Consider the following 19,235-nt stretch of genomic DNA (forward strand, 5'->3'; position numbering starts at 1 on the left):
AAAACCCTCTACGCATGTGTCGGTCGGGCGTGACGGCAGGCGCCGATTCGAAACGCGCCGGGCCACCGCCGGGCCGTCGGCGGGGGCCGGCGACGGACCGGCGACTTTGCACCCCTGATGCTGTAGAGGCTCGCCCGGCTTTCCGCAACCTCGCCAACCCGCCGCCCGCCGGCAACCGCGAAAGTTCCCGTCCTTGTTCCCGCCCGGCCTCCTTCCTCCAAAGATCCTCGCCCGTGGCCGTTCCGCCGCCCCGGTGGGCTCTTCGTCGGCGTCGCTCGCGGCCGCTGCGGCTCGGCGCGCATGGCGGAAGGCGCGCGCGGGCATCGGTGCTGCGGGCCGGCGGGGCACCGGTGATCGGGCGATCGCCGTCTATGCGGTGCTGATCGTCCTGACGGGCGGTCTCGTCGCCGCGCTGCTGCTCTTTCACGACGAATTCACGGGGCTTGTCGGGGCAGGGGAGGTGCCCGTCCACTCCGCCGCGCAGGGGCGTGGCGAAGACGGTGCCGGTTTTCGCGCTGGCCGGCCGGATAGCGCGCTGGCGCCCGCCCGGCCGCCCTATTCGCGCTTTGCGCCCACGCTCGATCTTTCCCCGCCTGTGGAGGCGGCGGATGCCGAAACCCTTCGCGCCGGTCGCCGAACGGTGCGCCTCGCCTTCGTCGCGCCCATGCCCGGCGGGGCCTTCTGCGTCGACCGTTTCCTCAATCGCGGCCGCTGTTCCACGATGGGGCAGGTCGCGTTGCAGAGGCTTGTCGGGCCGGTTGGGGCGGAATGCCGGCCGGTCTTCTATCCGGCGGGCGCTGTTCGCTACCAGTGCTTTGCCGGCAATGTCGACATCGCCCGCCACCAGCTGGCGGCGGGCCTTCTGAAGCCAGATGCACTGATGGCACTCCCGCGTCCCGCCCTGCCCTCGAAAGTGATCCCGCTCCGCCTGCGCAGCACCTTGTGACGCGGGGTTTGGAGCCGCCGTGACGCTCCGAGCCAGCCCCTCGCGTCCCCCTCCCCCTTGAGGGGAGGGGTTAGGGGTGGGGGTAAAGCCGCTTGTTCAGAACCTGCCGCCTCACCCCCACCCGAACGGCTGTAGGCGCCGTTCGACCTCCCCTCAAGGGGGAGGTGGGCCGTGGGGCAGCTCTTTGGTCCTAGATCCACCTGCAAGACCTGCCGCACGCAACAGGGCCAGCCCCTCGCGTCCCTTTCCCCCTTGAGGGGAGGGGCCAGGGGTGGGGGTACCCCCGCTTGCTCCGAACCCCGCCTCCCGTCAAAAGCCTCCGCAATCCGCCGATCCGCGACAAAAGGACACCGTGGCGGGATGGCCCCTTCCGTCGCGCGCCTCATTCTTGCCATTGTGTTAACGCGACCGGCACGGCCTTTTCTCCGGGGTGCGCAGAGCACCGGTTCGATTGAGCGGAGAAAGGCGAGAAGACCGCAAGGCAAGGCGCCGGAGTGCGGGCTGCCGGACCGTTCTCGATTGCGAGCGGCGAACCGGATCCCGGTTTCCCGGACAAGGTGGACGAGCGGGTACTTCGCAGCCGTCTTTCGACCGCCTTTTGATCATGATGAGCATATGGAGTGCGCTGATGATGATGACCGATTGCGAGTTCGAATTGCTTGAGAAAATCTCCCGCCACGAGCTGCCCGAAGGGTCGGAATACGTGCCTCTCGCCGCGCTGAAGGCCGCCTTGCCGGCCTATGACGAGGACGCGCTCAAGGTCGCGGTCGAGGATCTGTGCTCCATGCAATTCATCGAGATGAAGGATGGCAGCCTTGCCATCACCGACATGGGCGTCGCGGCCGTCTGCTCGCTGTAACGCCACACGCCGGGCCGCGGCCTGCGCCGGATTGCGGCCCGACAGCAGCCTGATTGTTCTAAAGGCTGCCGCGCGACGAAGGCAGGCGAGCCCGGGCACCGAAAGCCCGGGCCGGCATGGTGCCGCGCCCTTGCTCTTCGTCCGCATTGAACCGTTTCATCCGGTCCGAATTCTCCCCCTCATACCCCTCCGCCGTCATCACCCGGCGAAGTCCGGGTGATCAAGCGCGTGCCCAAAATGCCGCGACTGGCGATGGATTGTCCGGCCTCCGCCGGGCGATGACGGCGGAGGGTCGTGAGGGGGAATGGTCGAAGGCACGCAACCCGATACCATTTCCGGTACAGCCTCCCGGGATGCCCTCGGTTTTTGCCGGTTTCACCGAAATATCGACACGGGCAACGTCATCCTGCGGGGCCCGCGCGAGCGGGCGTCTCGAAGGATGGCGCCTTGCACCCGCCGCCCATCCCTTGCGCGCAACGGCAAACGAAGACCCGCGTCGTGGAACGCCGGGGCGCACGCGCGCGTTCCCCCCAAGAGTGCTTTCAAGAGTGCTTTCGCGCCCGGTTCCGCGCGGAAAACCCCGAAAAGGAGGAGACCGATGGCACGCTTCACGCCCCCTCTCGACGCAATCGTGTGGCCGCGCCGCCGCATCGTCCGCACGGCTCCGGCCAAGGGCAGCACCGCGTCCGCGCGGCAGCTTCGCCTTGCTCCAACGCCGGTCGCCGCGGCTGCCCGCGCGCTTTCGCTCGCCTGTCCGCTGGCGTTCCTCGCGCTGCCCGCGGCATCCCAGGGCGACGTGGAGCGTCCGGAAACGGTCGAACGCGGGGCCGGCGCAAATCCGTGCACGGTCGATCCGCGTGCGGACGACAAGGATGCGGGCGCAAGGGCCGGAAAGGACGAAACGCTCGCCACGACGCTCGATGATTGCGACGGCGTGCTGAAGCCGGCCCCGCAGGCCGGCAAGGGCATGGTGGTGGAGCCGCCATCCGAGGGGCGCACGCCGGTGATCAAGCCGAAGACCCTGCCGGGCGATCCGCAATAGGCTCGCGACGGACACTCAATGCGCGGGGGCGGCAAACCCGATGAAGACACAAGAAAACCGGATCCCGCCGGTGGGATCCGGTTTTCTTGTGTCTTCGCGTGGTGCGGGGGAGGGGCGGCCGCCCTACTTGCCGTCCTTTGCGCCCTTGTTGAGATCGCGCCGCGCGCGCTCATTCTTGTCCAGCTTCTCGAAGCTTTCCACCACGCCGTCCGTCTCCTGCCTGGCGTCGGGCTGGTCGTGGCGCTGGTTGCGCACGCTCGCCTGATCGTCGCCCTGCAGGCTGTTGCGGCCCATGCGGTCCTGCGCCAGATCGTTCTCTTTAACGTCCCGGGCGCGTTGCTGTTTTCCGGCCATAGCGGGTCTTCCTTTCGCCTGTTTGGGTGTCTGGAAATCAACACGCGAGGCGGGGCGGCGTTCCGTTTCTCAGGCCCGTTTCACCCGCGTGAGCATGGCATCGTTCAACGACTGGCGCGTCCTGCGGTCGCCGGGCCCCGGATCGCCCGGTCTCGGATCGCCCGGTCTCGGATCGCCTGGTCTCGAATTCCAAGGTCCTTGCCTCATTGGGGCTGGCCTGCCGGCGCGGCAGCGGGCTCATTCTGCGTCTTTTCGCCGACCACGGACAGCGAGGCCGTATCGCCGTCGCTGTTGATCCAGCCGACCACCGCGTACGCGATGACGAGGGCCGCAAGGCCAATGCCGAGAACCAGCAGCATCGAGGGGCCTTTCTCGCCCTGGCGCGCCTCGCGCGGGGTCTTCTTGATTTCCTGTTCGTCGTTTCCGCCATCGTTCCTGTCGGCCATGTCGTTCCTCCTTGTCCGGCGCGGGGGGGCGGGCAACGTTCGCGCTTTCAAAAGGACCAACGGCTCAGCGCCGCGCGCGTTCCCCTGCGGCAGGCCTGAACAGTGGCAAGGCGCGCAAAAAAGGCCGCGCTCCCGGCGGAACGCGGCCTCTCGTGCGCTGGCAAGAAAATCGGCGCGGACCTTACATCGCGCGCGTCATCAGCGACTCCAGCGGCTCCGCCTCTGCCTGCTCACGCGGCCGGGACAGGAAGAACTCGGCCACCATCAGGCCCTTTTCCTCAAGCGGCAACGGCGACCGGCCGCGCGCGGCAAGTCCGGCGAATGCCCGCTCGCGTTCCTCCCGATCGGCGAAGCGGCGCTGGATGAACGGCGTGTCCTCCAGCTTCTCCGTCACGTAGCCGTGTTCGGCAAGCATCGCGGCCACATCGTCGAAGCCGGCGGTGCGCAGCACGAAATTGGCGAACCACGGCCTCTCCGGCTTGGTCAGGGCCGGCAGCAGACGCTCGAACGTGCGCGCGTTGACCGTGCCGACACCGCCCGTGGTGGTGACGAGATCGATCCCGGCAAGCGCCGGCCGCGCCGCCTCGGGAAGCGCTTCCGCTTCCAGGTTGACGGCAAAGCCCGCATCGAGCAGGCCGGCCTCGAGCGCGAACGCGATCGCCTTCGGCGCCATGTCGATGCCCGTGACCGTGATGTCGCGCTTGGCACGCAGCGCGGCGAAGAAGCGGTGGTCGAGCGCGATGATCTCGTGCGGCTCGGTGCGTTCCAGATGGCTCTGCGACCAATGGCTGTAAAGCTCGCCGATGGACAGATCGTATTTCAGGATCGCGGCGTTGATGCCGTAGGCGGCGCCGAGGTCGAGCAGGTTCACCGGCCCGCCGCGCGTCGCCGCCAGCCGCCCGATCAGCCGGTCTAGAACCGGCTTCGCGGCATCCGGCAGCCGGTAGCCCAGCGGCTGCAGCACGCGGAAGAACTCGCGCGGGTCCTCATGGGTGTTGACGCGGTCGAGGCGGGTCCTGGTTTCATTGATGTCTTCGATGATGACGTCGCTCATGGTCGGATCCCTTCATGTCTGTTGGTCTCAAGCGCCTTCCCGCCGTTCGGGCCTGCCTGCTGGGCAAAGCCGGGCGAACGGAAGCCGCTCCGGTGTTCGCTGGGTGGTCGTCAGGTCCCCGCCGCCGGACGCGCGCCGGATTCGGCCGAACCCGGTCGGCGCAGTCACGCGCCGGGCATCGGCGGGCTTTCGAGGCGGCAAGGGCGGGCCCGCACGGCCATTATCGCGTGCGGACGCAAGAACTCCGGAACCCCGGCGTCAAGGCGGCCAGGTTGAAGTTCCGTGTGGCAAGCCCCAGTACGAGCTTGAAAGGCTGATACCACAGATCCGATCAGGTTTGAACCTGTACTCAGCACGCGGCGATTTGTGGTATAAAAGTAATAGAACGAAAGTCGGAACGTGCCAGAGGGACGAAGATTATTTCGATATTTTGCAGCGTCCTGCCGGATAGACCGAGAAAATTCCGGTTATTCAATAGAAAAATATTTTTTCTTGGAAGCGTTTGCCGGGGCGGGCCTTCCGGTCATTGCCACGAAACGGCATGCCGTCATCGGCTCGGTTTGCGACAACCTGGATATCCGAGCTCCGCTCTATCCATCGTCATCACCCGGCATCGTTCGGGCAATGACGCAGGAGAGATTGAGGAAAAGCCACGGCGCGGGGGAAGCGCATGGCGCGGTCCATCGCCCGGCCGCGGTCCACATCCCCGACCTACATCCCCGGCATGGTGGGATCGGTCGGCATCGTCATCATCGTCGGCATCGGCGCCGGGCCGGTGTTGCCCACGCTGTCGCCCACGGTGATGCCGGCATCCGCATCGTTCAGCACCACCACCGGCGAGCCGAGCGGCACGCGGTCGTAGAGATCGATGATGTCCTGATTCAGAAGGCGGATGCAGCCGGAGGAGACCGCCTTGCCGATGCTGCCGGGCTCGTTTGTGCCGTGAATGCGGTAGAGCGTGTCCTTGTTGCCCTGGAAGAGATAGAGCGCGCGCGCGCCGAGCGGATTGCCGAGCCCGCCGGGCATGCCGTTCTTGTAGGGCGCCACTCTGGGGTCGCGCTCCACCATTTCCTTGGGCGGCGTCCAGGTCGGCCACTTCTCCTTGCGCTTGATCTCCGCCGTGCCGGTCCAGCCGAAGCCCTCGCGGCCGACGCCCACGCCGTAGCGCATCGCCTTGCCGTTGCCGTAGACGAGATAGAGAAAGCGCGCCTGCGGATCGACCACGATCGTGCCGGCGTGATAGGGGCTGGGATAGTCCACGAACTGGCGCAGATACTGCGGCGGGATGATGCGCAGGTCGACCGCCGGCACCGGAAACGCGTCGTCGTAGATCGCGCCGTACATCCGCCGGTAGGCCGGGTCGAGCCTGGGATCGGCGAGCTGCGGCGGCGCCTGGCGCATGCGCTGGGAGGAGGCGCAGCCGGCGAGCGTCAGCGCAAGGCCGGCCAGAAGGGCGCGGCGGCTCACCATGGCAACGCCCGGCAGGCTTCCCGCCGCCTCGCCGCCATTCCCCGTGCAGCCATCGATGTGTGAATCGGAGGCGTCCCCGGCCGTTCCCGCCCCGGCATCGCATCCGGGCTGGGATGAAAACATCTTGCGAATCATGTCGGTGTCCTGCTTACGCGCTCACTATGGTCCAGTTTTCCGTCGTGGACATCCGCATCATCGCGACAGTCCTTTTCCGATTGTCTTGTCCGCCGGTGGTCTTGTCCCCTCCGGCCCTTGCCCGAACCTGTCCGGCGTCGGCTCTTCCCGCAAGGCAGCCGGTATCGGGCGAGAAATGGGCCACACCGGGGCAAAGGACGATCCGTTGCCGGTGCCACCGCCGTTTTTTTGTACGGCGGCATGCCCTTAACGTGCAATCGCGACATCGGGTTCCCCCGCGCGCGGCGAGACTTGTTCTTGCAACCGTCTGAAATCGCGTGACGACGGCGGTTCTCAGCCATTTGTACGGAGAATCACGCTTACGTCCTTCTACTCATGCTTGTAATCTGTCGTTCGGTAAGCCGCATTGGTCCGGAGCGGTATCGGCGGGGGCGACATGGCGATAGATGGCGATCGGCTCGATCGGGCCGTGACCGGCTTTTATGAAGCGGCGATAGATCCCTCCCTCTGGAGGCCTGCGGTTCAGCGGTTCGCCGATCTCGTCGGCGCCCAGTCCACCCACATCATGGCCTTCGACACGTCGGCCGGCACGGAGACTATCGGCTTTCTCGACGGGGTCGACGGATCGGCCTACCAGGGCTATCTCGACACCTACCTGCCGCATGACATCCGCGTGCCGCGCCTGCTCGCCGCTCCCGTCGGCAAGGTGCTGCGAAATCCGGATATCTGGACGCGCGAGGAGCGGCTTTCGAGCCTCATCTACAACGAATTCCAGAAGCCCAACCGCATCTTCGAGATCACCGGCGCCCAGCTCGGCATGGAGGGGCATCTGAGCTGGTTCGGCGTCGGGCGGTGCCACGAGGTCCCCTTCAGCGAGGAGGAGGTCGCCGCGATCAGGCACGTGGTGCTGCATGTACGCCAGGCCCTGCGCATCGCGCTGGCCTTTCACCGCGAGCGGACCAAGACCGGCGCGCTGGCCGATCTGTGGAGCCGCAGCGGACGTGGCGTCCTCGTCCTGTCCACGGCCGGCGTCGTCCTTCATGTCAACGAGGCGGCGGAGGCGATGCGCCGCGCCGGCGTCTTCCGCCTCGCCTCCGATCGGCTCGTCCTGCCGACTGCCCGGCTCGCCGCGGATCTCGCCGGCGCGCTGGAAGCCGTGCGCGCGGCATCTCCCCAGGCTGCCCTCCAGTCGGCCACCTGCGCCGGACACGAGGCCGGTCTGTTGGTCGGCGGGCTCGCCGGCATTCATGCCTTGGCGGATGGCGAGCAGATCGGCATCCGTTTCCTGCCCGTGTTGAAAGGGGCGGGGGCGGACGGGTCGGCCCTTGTGGTCGTGCTGGTGCCGCTGGCGCGCGAGCCGCTGCCGGGGGCGTCCGAAATCTCCCAGTTCGCGGGGCTCTTCTCGCTGTCGGCGAGCGAGGAGGCGGTCATCGCGGCGGTGGCGCAGGGCATCGAGCTGTCGGACCATGCCAGAGCCCGTGGCATTGCCCTGGATACGGCGCGAAAGCATCTGAAGTCCGCCCTGTCCAAGACCGGCTGCCGCAGCCAGAAAATGCTGGTGCGCCTGATCGAACGCTTCTGCTTCCTGCGCCTGAGGTAAGCTCGGGGGCTCTCCGCTCTCAGTCCCGTATGCGGCGTCGTCCCTGTATGCTCCTTGCGCGATCTCTCCTTCGTCATTGCCCGGCTTTGTCCTGCCAATCCACCTCCGGCTGCGGCGTGGGCTCTGGATCACCCGGACGGAGCCGGGTGATGACGGCGGAGGGGTCTGTTCCAGACGGCGAATGGCTGGTTCATCCGTCACGCGGGCCTCGCACTCGGTGCCATATCCGCAAGCGCTTGCGCGGGTAGGCGGGCAGGGGGCAGACGTGGGGAGATGGAGTGTCGCATGGCGTCTTGCGCGATCTCTCGTCCGTCATTGCCCGGCTTTGTCCGGGCAATCCACCTTCGGCTGCGGCGTGGGCTGTGGGTCACCCGGATGAAGCCGGGTGAGGACGGCGGAGGGATCGGTTCCAGAGGGCGAGGGACCGGCTTCTTCGTCACGGGAAAGGGGCCGCCGCGGAGATCCGCAGCGGCCTCAAGTTGAAAGTCGCAAGTCGCATGAGATTTGACAAGAAATCTCGTGGCGAGGTCCGAAAACGGGAAAATGGATGATTCCCGCCGGGCCTCCGTGCAATGAAGCCGGAAGAAGGATCAACGCAGGTCGGGTGGACCCCGCGCATTCTTCCAGCCCCAATCTTCCACCCGGGAAATGGATCGTGCGGAAGATGGACGATGCTAACCTCTCCCTGCAAATGCCGACCACCCCCAAATGGGGGGTGTCGCCGGCCCAAGCCGTCGATAACGCTGCGGCATGATGGCCCGCCGCAAGTGCCCGCCTGCTCCGCGTGCGATGGAATGTGCATTATGTCCCGCCGGCGCTGGAAACGCGCGGCCACAGCGCCTATTTTCGCCGCTTGCCCGACAGCGGCCCACAGACCGAGGCGCCAGCGCGCCGCAGAGAAAGTCCCGATCCGTCCATGACCGATATCTCCGCATCCGCCCCGTCCGCCGCCTCCGCCGCCACGCCGGCGATCGTCGCGGCCTCCATCGCCCGGCGCATCGCGAGCGAGATCGGCGCACGGCCGGAACAGGTTTCGGCCTCGGTGGAGCTTCTGGACGGCGGCGCCACGGTCCCCTTCGTCGCGCGCTACCGCAAGGAAGTCACCGGCGGGCTCGATGACGGCCAGCTGCGCACGCTGGAGGAGCGGCTGGTCTACCTGCGCGAGCTGGAAGACCGCCGCGCCGCGATCCTGAAATCGGTCGACGAGCAGGGCAAGCTGACGGAAGAACTCGGCAACCAGATCCGCGCCGCTGAAACCAAGTCGACGCTGGAAGATCTCTATCTGCCCTACCGCCCGAAGCGCCGCACCAAGGCGCAGATCGCCCGCGAGGCGGGGCTGGAGCCGCTCGCCGACGATCTGCTCGCCGACCCGATGCGCGATCCGCAGGCAGAGGCCGCGAAATACGTCGATGCCGAAAAGGGCGTGGCCGATGCCAAGGCCGCGCTCGATGGCGCCCGCCAGATCCTGACCGAGCGCTTTTCCGAAGACGCCACCCTCGTCGGCAAGCTTCGCGACTATGTTGCCCGCACCGGTACCGTCGCCTCCCGCGTCGTTGAAGGCAAGGAGGCGGAGGGCGCCAAGTTCTCCGACTATTTCGACTATTCCGAAAAATGGGCCGATATCCCGAGCCACCGCGCACTTGCCCTTTTCCGTGGCCGCAACGAGGGCATCCTGTCGCTTGACCTCAACACGGAGGCCGCCGAGGGGCAGGGGCTTTCGCCGGCCGAGACAATGGTGGCCTCGGCCTTCGGCATTGCCGACAAGGGCCGGCCGGGCGATGGCTGGCTGATCGAGACGGCGCGCTGGGCCTGGCGGGTCAAGATCGCGCTGCATCTCGATCTCGACCTCATGGGCACGCTTCGCGAGCGCGCCGAGGAGGAGGCGATCCGCGTCTTCGCCCGCAACCTGAAGGACCTTTTGCTGGCGGCTCCCGCCGGCGCCCGCGCCACGCTCGGCCTCGATCCCGGCATCCGCACCGGCGTCAAGGTCGCGGTCATCGACGAGACCGGCAAGCTGGTCGACACCGCCACGGTCTATCCCTTCCAGCCGAAGAATGACGTGGAGGGCGCGCTCGCCGTCCTCGGGGCGCTGTGCATGCGCCACAAGGTCGATCTCATCGCCATCGGCAACGGCACGGCGAGCCGCGAGACCGACAAGCTGGCGGCTGAACTCATCAAGCGGCTGCCCGGCAAGAAGCCGACCAAGGTCACCGTGTCGGAGGCGGGCGCGTCCGTCTATTCGGCTTCCGCCCTTGCCGCCCGCGAGATGCCCGATATCGACGTCTCGCTTCGCGGCGCGGCTTCGATTGCCCGCCGTCTGCAGGATCCGCTGGCGGAGCTTGTGAAGATCGAGCCCAAGGCCATCGGCGTCGGCCAGTATCAGCACGACGTCAACCAGACGAAGCTCGCCCGCGCGCTCGATGCGGTGGTGGAAGACGCCGTGAACGCCGTCGGCGTCGATCTCAACACCGCTTCGGCAGCCCTTCTCGCGCGCATTTCGGGTCTGACTGAAAGCCTTGCGAATGCCATCGTCGACCAGCGCAACGCCGCCGGCGCCTTCAGGAACCGCAAGGAATTACTGAAGGTTTCCCGTCTCGGCCCCAAGGCCTTCGAACAGTGCGCCGGCTTCCTGCGCATCACCGACGGCGACAATCCGCTCGATGCCTCCTCCGTCCACCCCGAAGCCTATCCGGTGGCCGAACGCATCGTGAAGGCCTGCGGGCGCGACATCCGCACCCTGATGCGCGAGCCCGGTGCGCTGAAGCAGCTCGACCCGGCCGAGTTCACCGACGAGACGTTCGGCCTGCCGACGGTTCGCGACATCTTCAAGGAGCTGGAAAAGCCCGGCCGAGATCCGCGCCCGGAGTTCAAGACCGCCACCTTCCAGGAAGGCGTCGAGACGCTTTCGGACCTCAAACCCGGCATGGCGCTTGAGGGCACGGTCACCAACGTCACCAATTTCGGCGCCTTCGTCGATATCGGCGTCCACCAGGACGGCCTCGTCCACATCTCTCAGCTTGCCGACAAGTTCGTTCAGGACCCGCATGCCATCGTCAAGGCCGGCGACATCGTCCGCGTCACGGTGCTTGAGGTCGACATTCCGCGAAAGCGCATCGCACTCACCATGAAAAAGGACATCGGCGCCGCCCGCGACGCCCGTCCCGATCGTGGCCCTGCACCTGCCAAGGGCCGTCCGGGCGGGGACAGGCCGAATGGCGGGGGCGGGGATAAACGCCGCAACGGTGGCGGGGACAAGTCGTCTCGCGGCGGCAGTTCGCGCGGTTCGACAGACACCGGCAACAACGCACTTGCAGCCGCGCTGGCTGAAGCGATGAAGCGCGGTCCGAAACGTTGAGCGCGATCTTTCGTCGATTGGTCGGCATTCAAAAGAAAGTTCAAGGAAATCAGTGCCGGTTTCGTCGCCTGCGAACGAAATTCTAATTGGTTGCGAATAGGGGTGAAAGCGTGGGGCTACCCCGCCTTTCGCCCCGACCGCCAGACATTGACGTAGTTCGCCAGAAACACGATGCCGCCGCCCAGAAACACATACGGATCAAGCGCTTCGCCGTAGGCCAGCATGCCGACGACGGCGATCAGCGGCAGTCTCAGGAAGTCCATCGGCGCCACCACCGAGGCATCCGCATGGCGAAACGCGCGCGCCAGGCTGAAATGCGCGCTGAGGCCGCCGAGACCGACGACAACCACCCACGGCACGATCTCCCATTCGGGCACCAGCGGCTGGCCGACCAGCATCACGGCCGCCATGACGGCTTGCATCAGCGTCATCCAGAAGACGATGCAAAGCGTCGATTCCGTGCGCGAAAGAGACTTTGTTATCATGATGTTGGCGGCAAAGCCCACGGCCGCGGCAAGGGCTGCGATCTCGCCGATGCCGACCGCGCTCACCCCGGGGCGCACCACGATCAGGACGCCGGCAAAGCCCGCGATCGTCGTTCCCACCCGCCATCCGGTGAAGCGCTCGCCGAGAAACAACGGTGCCAGCAGCGCCACCCAGACCGGCGAGGTGAACTCCAGCGCGAAAAGCTGCGCCAGCGTGATCAGGCCGACGGCATAAAACCACAAGTTCTGCCCGGTGAAATGCGCGAGATTCCGCCAGAAATGCGTGCCGATCCGGCGGGTTTTCACCTGTGCGAAATTGCCGGTTGCCGCCAGCGCCGCGACCACCACCACAAGGCCGATCAACGACCGGTAGAACATGATGGAAAAGGTGTCGAGATGACCGGAAAGCTCGCGCCCGCCGATGGCCATCGCCGAAAACGAGAACAATGCCAAGGACATCCACAACGCGGCCCGGATCGGTTGATTGCTTTCCTCCGGCGCTGCGCCCGTTGCCACTCCGCTCATGCAGTTGCCTTCTTCCCGGTCGTGATCCCGTTGCAAGTGCGCCGGCCGGCTCTCGCCGGATCGACGGTCGTTGCATTGCCCGTACCGGTATTTTTCTCATCTGTCGAGCCGCGGCTTGCGCATGTTCCCGTGCATCCCGGCGCCGCTCAGCCCGCCTTTCTCCCCGATCGCCAGACATTGACGTAGTTTGCCAGAAACACGATGGCGCCGCCGAGAAACACATAGGGATCAAGATGTTCGCCGTAAGCCAGCATGCCGACCACGGCGATCAGCGGCAGCCGCAGGAAGTCCATCGGCGCGGCCACCGAGGCATCGGCATGGCGAAACGCGCGGGCCAGCCCGACCTGCGCCAGAAGTCCGCTGACGCCCACGACCAGCACCCACGGCAGGTGTGCGGGATCCGGCAGCGACGGCAGGCCGTTTCCCGTGACGACGGCCGTGATCGCGACCATGACCGCGCCCAGAACGACCTGGATCGCCGTCATCCAGAACATGATGCAAAGCGTCGGCTCTGTGCGCGAAAGTGACTTTGTCATCATGATGTTGGCCGAAAGACAGATGGCCGCCGCAAGGGCCGCGACCTCGCCGGTATCGACCGCGATCACCCCCGGCCGGACCACCACCAGCACGCCTGCGAACCCCGCCGCCGTGGTCGCCAGCCGCCATCCGGTGAACCGTTCGCCCAGGAAAACAGGCGCCAGCAGCGCCACCCAGACGGGCGCGGTGAACTCCAGCGCGAAGACCTGCGCCAGCGTCGTCTGCCCGACCGCATAGAACCACAGGCTCTGGCCGGAAAAATGCGCCAGATTGCGCCCCAGATGCGCCCCCGGCCGCCGCGTCCGGATGACCGGAATGCGGCCCGTGGCGGTCAGGATCGCAGCCACGATGAAGAGGCCGATCGATGAGCGACAGAGCATGATGGAGAACGGATCGAGCTGGCCGATCAGCTCGCGCCCCGCCACGGCCATTGCCGAAAAAGACAATACGGCCAATGACATCCAGGCCGCCGCAAGGAGAGGTTGGCCGAAGCCGTGCGGCATCGGCAAGGTCGCGCTGCGCGCCTCGTTCATGGTGCTTTCGCCTCGGTTCCGGACGGCCGGCCCTGCTGCGACCGGTCTCAATGGTGCCGGGAGAGGCCCCGCCGGACGGCCAGTCCCGAAAGCGCCGCGACGAACGGGTTCCCGCAAAGCCGCTGGATGCGAAAGGCAAACCGCGCCGGCCTCCGAACCGTGCCCGGTTCAGGATATCGTCATCGCATGTGCTGTCATGATCGGCCGAAATCGCGGCCGCATTTAAAAAACAAGTAAAAACAAAATATTAGTTCAAAATATCAGTCTTGATTTATCCGCGCCGGCATCGCCTGCCACCGCGAAGCGGGCATCGTATCCAATATCCGCTCCTTTCGCCAGCCCGTGCGCGTGCAAGGGCTGGCGAAAGGAGCGGCGAGCGGCGCGACGCGGTGACGCCATGCCGCTGATCGGCGCTTCCTATTGTCAATTCCATCAGCCGAGCAGGCATTGTAAACATATGCTTCGTGACGCGTAAAAGGGGCAGACATGAAGCGGGTCGTACTTTCTATCCTTTTGTTTGTGATCGGTTTTTCTCCGGCCTGGGCGGAACATTTCGACTATCGTGTCAAAGCCGGAAAGGCCAACGAGGTCTACGTGTTCGGTCGCTACAGGGTGCTGACATGCCAGGCCGACATCCTGCCGCAACTCACCGTGCGCCAGAAGCCGAAGCACGGCAGCGTGAAATTCGTGAAGTCGATGGTTCGGCTCAGTGCCGATACGGGCAAGTGCGCCGGACAGCAGATCAAGGGAATGAAGATCATCTATACCCCGGCCCGTGGCTATCGGGGAAAGGATGCGTTTTCAGTCTCTTACCCCTATTTTGTCTACGAGAGCGGGATGCAGCGCAGCACCGAGACGATGTCGTTCTCTCTCGACGTCCGCTGAGGCGACCGGCCGCCGGGCAGGGCGCTCGGCGGCCAAAGTGTTGAACATGGTGTTCGCCGCATTGACCTTGTGCGCCCTGCGGCCTATCGCATGTCGCCATGAACAGGGTCTCCAAAATCGCGCTCGGCAGCGTCTTCGTCGGCATCGCCGTGCTCGCGCTGAAATTCGTCGCCTTCTGGCTGACGGGTTCGGTCGCGCTCTATTCCGACGCGATGGAGTCCATCGTGAATGTGGCCTCGGCGTTCGCCGCCTTCATCGCGGCGCGCTACGCCTCAAAGCCGGCCGACCAGAATCACCCCTACGGCCATCACAAGGCCGAATACCTGGCCGCCGTGCTTGAAGGCGTGATGATCGTCCTGGCAGCGGTCGCGATCTTCTACCAGGCCTGGGAAGCCTTCCGTACGCCGCGTTTCCTCGATCAGCCGACGCTGGGCCTCGCCGTCAACGGCGTCGCCGGGCTCATCAATCTGGTCTGGGCGCGCTACCTGATCGTCTCCGGCAAGCGCTTCCGCTCGCCCGCGCTCGATGCCGACGGCCGTCATCTGATGACCGACGTCTGGTCGTCGGTCGGCGTCATCGGCGGCGTGGCGATCGCGGCCTGGACCGGCTGGCTGATCCTCGACCCGCTGCTTGCCGGCGTCGTCGCGCTCAACGTGCTGTGGTCCGGCTGGGGGCTGGTGCGCCAGTCCGTCGGCGGACTGATGGACGAGGCGCCGGAGCCCCATATCCGCGACCACATCCGCTCCATCATCTCCCAGCGTGCCGAAGGGGCGCTGGAGGCGCACGACTTGCGCACGCGGCGTGCGGCGCAGAAGACCTTCATCGACTTCCATCTCGTCGTGCCCGGCTCCATGACGGTGGCCGATTCCCATGAGATCTGCGACCGCATCGAGGAAGCCCTGCGCGCCGAGGTTCCCGGCTCCATCATCACCATCCACGTGGAGCCGGAGGAAAAGGCCAAGCATCAGGGCATCGTCGTCGTGTGAGGGCTCCCGCCCCGCTCAAGCCTTGCGGGCCAATGTGAGACATTCTACAGACGGAATGGGCTGCGGCCACGGCGGTGGCCGGGGGCTTGTCTGGACTGAGCGCTTGTCCGTCGTTCCGAAGGAACGCAGACGCGCCCCAAGGAGGTCTTCCGCTTGCTGAGCGCATGGCAGCACCTGAGCCGGCTCGCCCGGGCGAGCCGGTCCATCCCGACGACGGATCTCTACTTCGCCAACGCCTGCCGCGACTGGCTGAAACCCGGCCCCGGGAGCGCGGCAAGTCGTGGTCCGCGCATCCGCCGGATCGGCGCCAACAGCTTTCTGTGCGGCGACCAGGCCGTCGTCTGCCGGCGCGATGCGCCGCGGGTTGTCGAGGCGATCCTCGCCGATCCGGCGCTCCGCCTCACCTACGTGATCGACGACGATCTCGATGCCGCCGGCGTCGACCAGACGCTGCCTTCGGATTACCGTTCCCGGCTCGCGCGGCTTCGCGAGGGTCAGTACCGCGCGCTTGTCGAGCGCGCCGAGGCGATCGTCGTTCCGACCGAACATCTTGCCGCCAAATACCGGGCCACGCACGACGTGCGGCTTTTCGGTCCGGTCTGGGCCGGGCCGCTTGCCGACGACAGCCATTTCGAAAGGCTGGAACGGGGCAAAGCCTTCCAGATCGCCTATCTCGGCTCCGTCACCCACGGTGCCGACCGGGCCTTCGTCATCAACGTCCTGGAGGCGGTGCTGGCCGCCCGCCCGGATGCCGCGGTGACCATGATCGCGCGCGGCAAGCTCGGCTGTTCACTTGACGGACATCCGCGGCTGCGGCTGCGCCGGCCGCTGCCCTGGGCGCTCCACCGCGCCCGTCACGCCCGCCTGCGCTTTCACCTCGCGCTCTATCCGATGCTGGATACGCCCTTCAACCGGGGCCGTTCGGTCAACAAGGTGATTGAGCACGCGGTGCTGGGCGCGGTTGGTCTCTACAGCGCCGACTGGGCCTTCGCCGACCGCATCCGGAATGGCGAGACCGGCTTTCTGGCGCCCAACGAGGAGGGCGCCTGGGTGGCCGCGATCCTCGCCGCGATGGACGATCCGGCGGGGCTGAGGGCGATGCAGGCGAAGGCCCGCGCGGCGGCCGAACGGCTCAACGACCCCGCACCGCAGCGCCGCTTCTGGGGCGAACGGCTGGGGCTGGAAGTGCTGGCGGAGGTTTGAGGCGTCTCGGTTTGTCCCTGGGGGCGTCCGCAAGCTTTCCCGCGATGAGCAAATGGCCCATCCTTCGAGACGCGCTCTTGCGAGCGCTCCTCAGGATGACGTTGTGTTTGTTGCTGATTTTGCGGAAATAGCAACACGAAAACGTCATCCTGAGGAGGTCGCGAAGCGGCCGTCTCGAAGGATGGGCCGCTTGCTCCTGGTCTCACTCCTTGGCGAGAAGCCGCGCCACGACAGGCTCGAGGCTCTCCCGCCAGTCGGGCAGGCGAATGCCGAAGGCCTTTTCGAGCTTCGAGCCGTCAAGGCGGGAATTCGCGGGACGCTTGGCCGGCGTCGGGTATTCCGAGGTCGGAATGGCCTCCACCGGAATGCTCGGTCCGCCGCGCGCCCCGGCGAGCTCGAAAATCGCTCGCGCAAACCCGCACCACGACGTCTCGCCGGAACCGGCCAGGTGGTAGATGCCGGCCCGGTTGCCGAGATCGTTCTCGTAAATGTCGGCGGCTACCGAAATCAGCGCGTCCGCGATGTCGAGCGCCGAGGTCGGCGAGCCGATCTGGTCGTCCACGACCCGGAGGCTGTCGCGCTCAGCGCCGAGCCGCAGCATGGTCTTGACGAAATTGCCGCCAAACGGGCTGTAGACCCAGGCGGTGCGGAAGATCAGCGCATCCGGCAGGGCGACGCGCACAGCCTTCTCGCCGGCAAGCTTGGAGGCGCCGTAGACGCCGAGCGGTGCGGTCGGATCGCTCTCGACATAAGGCGCGCTCTTGCCGCCGTCATAGACGTAGTCGGTGGAGACGTGCATGAGCGGCAGGCCGCGCCGGGCGGCGGCTTCCGCGAGCCTTCCCGACCCCGCCGCATTGACCGCGAAGGCTGCCTCGCGCTCGTCTTCCGCCTTGTCGACGGCCGTATAGGCGGCGGCGTTGATGATCGCGGTCGGCTCGAAATCATCGGCTGCGTCCGGCAGGTCGGTGACGGTGGCGAGGTCGCATTCCTCCCGCCCCAGAGCCAGCAGTGGCACGCGGCGTTCTCCCGCCCGTTCGGCGAGTGCGCGGGCGACCTGGCCGTTGCGGCCGATAATCAGAAGACGCGGACCCTCGATCATGCCTTCAAAAGCCCCAGTCGCTCGCCGGAATAGGTTTTCTCGCGCAAAGGCCGCCACCAGGCCTCGTTGTCCAGATACCAGCGCACGGTCTTCTCCAGTCCGGTTTCGAAGGTTTCTCGCGCCCGCCAGCCGAGCTCGCTCTCAAGCTTCGTCGCGTCGATGGCGTAACGCGCGTCATGGCCCGGCCGGTCGGCGACGAAGGTGATCAACTCGCCGTGGCGATGGTTCTTCGGCGCCATCTCGTCGAGACAGCCGCAGATGCGCTCCACCACGTCGAGATTGGTGCGCTCGTTGCGCCCGCCCACATTGTACTTCTCGCCGAGCCGGCCCCGGGTGAGGATCTCGAACAGCGCCCGGGCGTGGTCCTCCACATAGAGCCAGTCGCGAATGTTGGCGCCGGTGCCGTAGACGGGCAGGGGCTTTCCCTCCAGCGCGTTGAGGATCACCAGCGGAATGAGCTTTTCCGGGAAATGGTAGGGGCCGTAATTGTTGGAACAGTTGGAGATCACCACCGGCAGGCCGTAGGTGCGGCCCCAGGCGGTCGCCAGATGATCGGAGGCCGCCTTGGAGGCCGAATAGGGCGAGGAGGGATCGTAGGGCGTTTCCTCGCGAAAGAGCCCGTCCGCGCCGAGCGAGCCGTAGACCTCGTCAGTGGAGACGTGCAGGAAGCGGAAGGCGTCGCGGCGCGCGGCCGGCAGGCTGTCGCGATAATCTCGCGCGGCCTCCAGCAGGCGGAAGGTGCCGACGATGTTGGTGTCGATGAAATCGGCCGCCCCGGTGATGGAGCGATCCACATGGCTTTCGGCAGCAAGATGCATTACCGCATCGGGTTCGTGCCTTGCGAAGATGCTGGCCAGAGCCGCGCCATCGCAGATGTCGGCCTTCTCGAAGGCATAGAGCGGGCTTTCGGCGACGGGCGCGAGCGAGGCGAGGTTGGCGGCGTAGGTGAGCTTGTCGACGTTGACGACCGACACGCCGAGGTCACCGACGAGATGGCGGCATACCGCCGAGCCGATAAAGCCGGCGCCGCCGGTCACCAGAACCTTCATGGAGCTTGTCAAACCGTCGTCTCCGTGTGTTGCGAATGGCTGTGTGAAAAGGCTTTCGTCATTTTCAAATCGAATGGTCAGGCAAGGCAGATCACGCGTAATCGGAATAGCTGAACCAGGCCGGCAGGTCCTTCAGGCGCGGGTGCCTGCGATCCTTGTCCGACAATGTCACCTCGGCCGGATCCACGGGCCAGGAGATGCCGAGGTCCGGGTCATCGAAGGCAAGCCCCTTGTCGCAATCGGGTGCGTAGACGTCCGTCACCTTGTAAAGAAACTCGACGTTCTCCGTCAGGGTGCAGAAGGCATGGGCAAAGCCCGGCGGCACCCAGAACTGGCGCCAGTTTTCCGCGCTGAGCTCCACCGCCAGATGCTTGCCGAAATTCGGCGAGCCATGGCGGATATCGACGATGACGTCGAGAACCGCGCCGCGCGAAACCCGCACGAGTTTTCCCTGCGCATGCGGCGGGGTCTGGAAATGCAGGCCCCGGATGACGCCGCGCGTGGCGGAAAAGGAATGGTTGTCCTGGACGAAATCGGCCTCAAGACCGACCTCTGCGAGTGCCGCTTTGTTGTAGACTTCGGAGAAGAAGCCGCGCTGGTCGCCGAATTTCTTCGGGGTCAGAACCATCGGCCCCTTGATGTCAAACGTTTCGACCTGCACGCCGTTTCTCC

The 19,235-nt window shown here is 66.1% G+C and carries 17 protein-coding genes; 8 read left to right on the forward strand and 9 right to left on the reverse strand.

What is annotated here, in order from left to right; translation table 11 throughout:
* Positions 1–253 precede the first annotated feature (253 nt).
* The 3 genes from V2L18_RS04940 to V2L18_RS04950 all read left to right on the forward strand — a co-directional run bounded on the left by V2L18_RS04940 (position 254) and on the right by V2L18_RS04950 (position 2,847).
* Positions 254–946 (forward strand): hypothetical protein, encoded by a 693-nt coding sequence (locus tag V2L18_RS04940; RefSeq protein ID WP_336176706.1) that lies wholly within the window; start codon positions 254–256, stop codon positions 944–946.
* A 628-nt stretch (positions 947–1,574) separates the two neighbouring features.
* Entirely contained in the window at positions 1,575–1,805 is a 231-nt protein-coding gene (locus V2L18_RS04945) for a hypothetical protein (protein ID WP_336176708.1), read from the forward strand.
* 598 nt (positions 1,806–2,403) lie between these two features.
* Positions 2,404–2,847, forward strand: coding sequence for a hypothetical protein (locus V2L18_RS04950; RefSeq protein WP_336176709.1), 444 nt, complete (start codon positions 2,404–2,406; stop codon positions 2,845–2,847).
* Positions 2,848–2,970: 123 nt separating this feature from the next.
* Here V2L18_RS04950 and V2L18_RS04955 read toward each other — a convergent pair whose 3' ends face one another.
* The 4 genes from V2L18_RS04955 to V2L18_RS04970 all read right to left on the reverse strand — a co-directional run bounded on the left by V2L18_RS04955 (position 2,971) and on the right by V2L18_RS04970 (position 6,306).
* A complete protein-coding gene (locus V2L18_RS04955) occupies positions 2,971–3,201 on the reverse strand; it encodes a hypothetical protein (RefSeq protein ID WP_336176710.1) in 231 nt (76 codons plus the stop codon).
* A 203-nt stretch (positions 3,202–3,404) separates the two neighbouring features.
* The gene (locus tag V2L18_RS04960; RefSeq protein ID WP_336176711.1) at positions 3,405–3,647 is read right to left on the reverse strand and encodes a hypothetical protein; all 243 of its coding nucleotides are present in this window, start codon (positions 3,645–3,647) and stop codon (positions 3,405–3,407) included.
* A 181-nt stretch (positions 3,648–3,828) separates the two neighbouring features.
* Positions 3,829–4,701 (reverse strand): hypothetical protein, encoded by an 873-nt coding sequence (locus tag V2L18_RS04965; protein ID WP_336176713.1) that lies wholly within the window; start codon positions 4,699–4,701, stop codon positions 3,829–3,831.
* 711 nt (positions 4,702–5,412) lie between these two features.
* Complete coding sequence (locus V2L18_RS04970) at positions 5,413–6,306, reverse strand: L,D-transpeptidase (protein ID WP_336176715.1); 894 nt, start codon at positions 6,304–6,306, stop codon at positions 5,413–5,415.
* 436 nt (positions 6,307–6,742) lie between these two features.
* Here V2L18_RS04970 and V2L18_RS04975 point away from each other — a divergent pair, with 436 nt between their 5' ends.
* Both V2L18_RS04975 and V2L18_RS04980 read left to right on the forward strand, forming a co-directional pair.
* Positions 6,743–7,906, forward strand: coding sequence for a hypothetical protein (locus tag V2L18_RS04975; protein WP_336176717.1), 1,164 nt, complete (start codon positions 6,743–6,745; stop codon positions 7,904–7,906).
* Between the two features lie 916 nt (positions 7,907–8,822).
* A complete protein-coding gene (locus tag V2L18_RS04980; protein WP_336176718.1) occupies positions 8,823–11,261 on the forward strand; it encodes a Tex family protein in 2,439 nt (812 codons plus the stop codon).
* 116 nt (positions 11,262–11,377) lie between these two features.
* On the opposite strand, the gene V2L18_RS04985 is transcribed toward V2L18_RS04980, so the two are convergent.
* Positions 11,378–12,205, reverse strand: a complete 828-nt coding sequence (locus tag V2L18_RS04985; RefSeq protein WP_336176720.1) for a DMT family transporter — start codon at positions 12,203–12,205, stop codon at positions 11,378–11,380.
* A 212-nt stretch (positions 12,206–12,417) separates the two neighbouring features.
* Positions 12,418–13,341, reverse strand: coding sequence for a DMT family transporter (locus V2L18_RS04990; RefSeq protein ID WP_336176722.1), 924 nt, complete (start codon positions 13,339–13,341; stop codon positions 12,418–12,420).
* A 486-nt stretch (positions 13,342–13,827) separates the two neighbouring features.
* Between V2L18_RS04990 and V2L18_RS04995 the strand changes: the two genes are divergently transcribed.
* The 3 genes from V2L18_RS04995 (at position 13,828) to V2L18_RS05005 (ending at position 16,415) form a co-directional block, all read left to right on the forward strand.
* Positions 13,828–14,226: a hypothetical protein gene (locus V2L18_RS04995; RefSeq protein WP_336176724.1), complete on the forward strand. Its 399-nt coding sequence runs from the start codon at positions 13,828–13,830 to the stop codon at positions 14,224–14,226.
* A gap of 98 nt (positions 14,227–14,324) precedes the next feature.
* Entirely contained in the window at positions 14,325–15,212 is an 888-nt protein-coding gene (locus V2L18_RS05000; protein WP_336176725.1) for a cation diffusion facilitator family transporter, read from the forward strand.
* Between the two features lie 153 nt (positions 15,213–15,365).
* Entirely contained in the window at positions 15,366–16,415 is a 1,050-nt protein-coding gene (locus V2L18_RS05005; protein WP_336176726.1) for a hypothetical protein, read from the forward strand.
* 202 nt (positions 16,416–16,617) lie between these two features.
* Here V2L18_RS05005 and rfbD read toward each other — a convergent pair whose 3' ends face one another.
* From rfbD to rfbC, 3 genes are all read right to left on the reverse strand, one after another.
* The gene (gene rfbD, locus V2L18_RS05010; protein ID WP_336176728.1) at positions 16,618–17,514 is read right to left on the reverse strand and encodes a dTDP-4-dehydrorhamnose reductase; all 897 of its coding nucleotides are present in this window, start codon (positions 17,512–17,514) and stop codon (positions 16,618–16,620) included.
* Entirely contained in the window at positions 17,511–18,563 is a 1,053-nt protein-coding gene (rfbB, locus tag V2L18_RS05015) for a dTDP-glucose 4,6-dehydratase (protein ID WP_336177012.1), read from the reverse strand. Before rfbB ends, rfbD begins: the two co-directional genes overlap by 4 nt.
* A 91-nt stretch (positions 18,564–18,654) precedes the next feature.
* Positions 18,655–19,224: a dTDP-4-dehydrorhamnose 3,5-epimerase gene (gene rfbC, locus V2L18_RS05020; RefSeq protein ID WP_336176729.1), complete on the reverse strand. Its 570-nt coding sequence runs from the start codon at positions 19,222–19,224 to the stop codon at positions 18,655–18,657.
* Positions 19,225–19,235 lie beyond the last annotated feature (11 nt).

This window comes from Breoghania sp. JC706 (genome assembly GCF_037026715.1).
In the GTDB taxonomy this organism is placed as follows: Bacteria; Pseudomonadota; Alphaproteobacteria; order Rhizobiales; family Stappiaceae; genus Breoghania.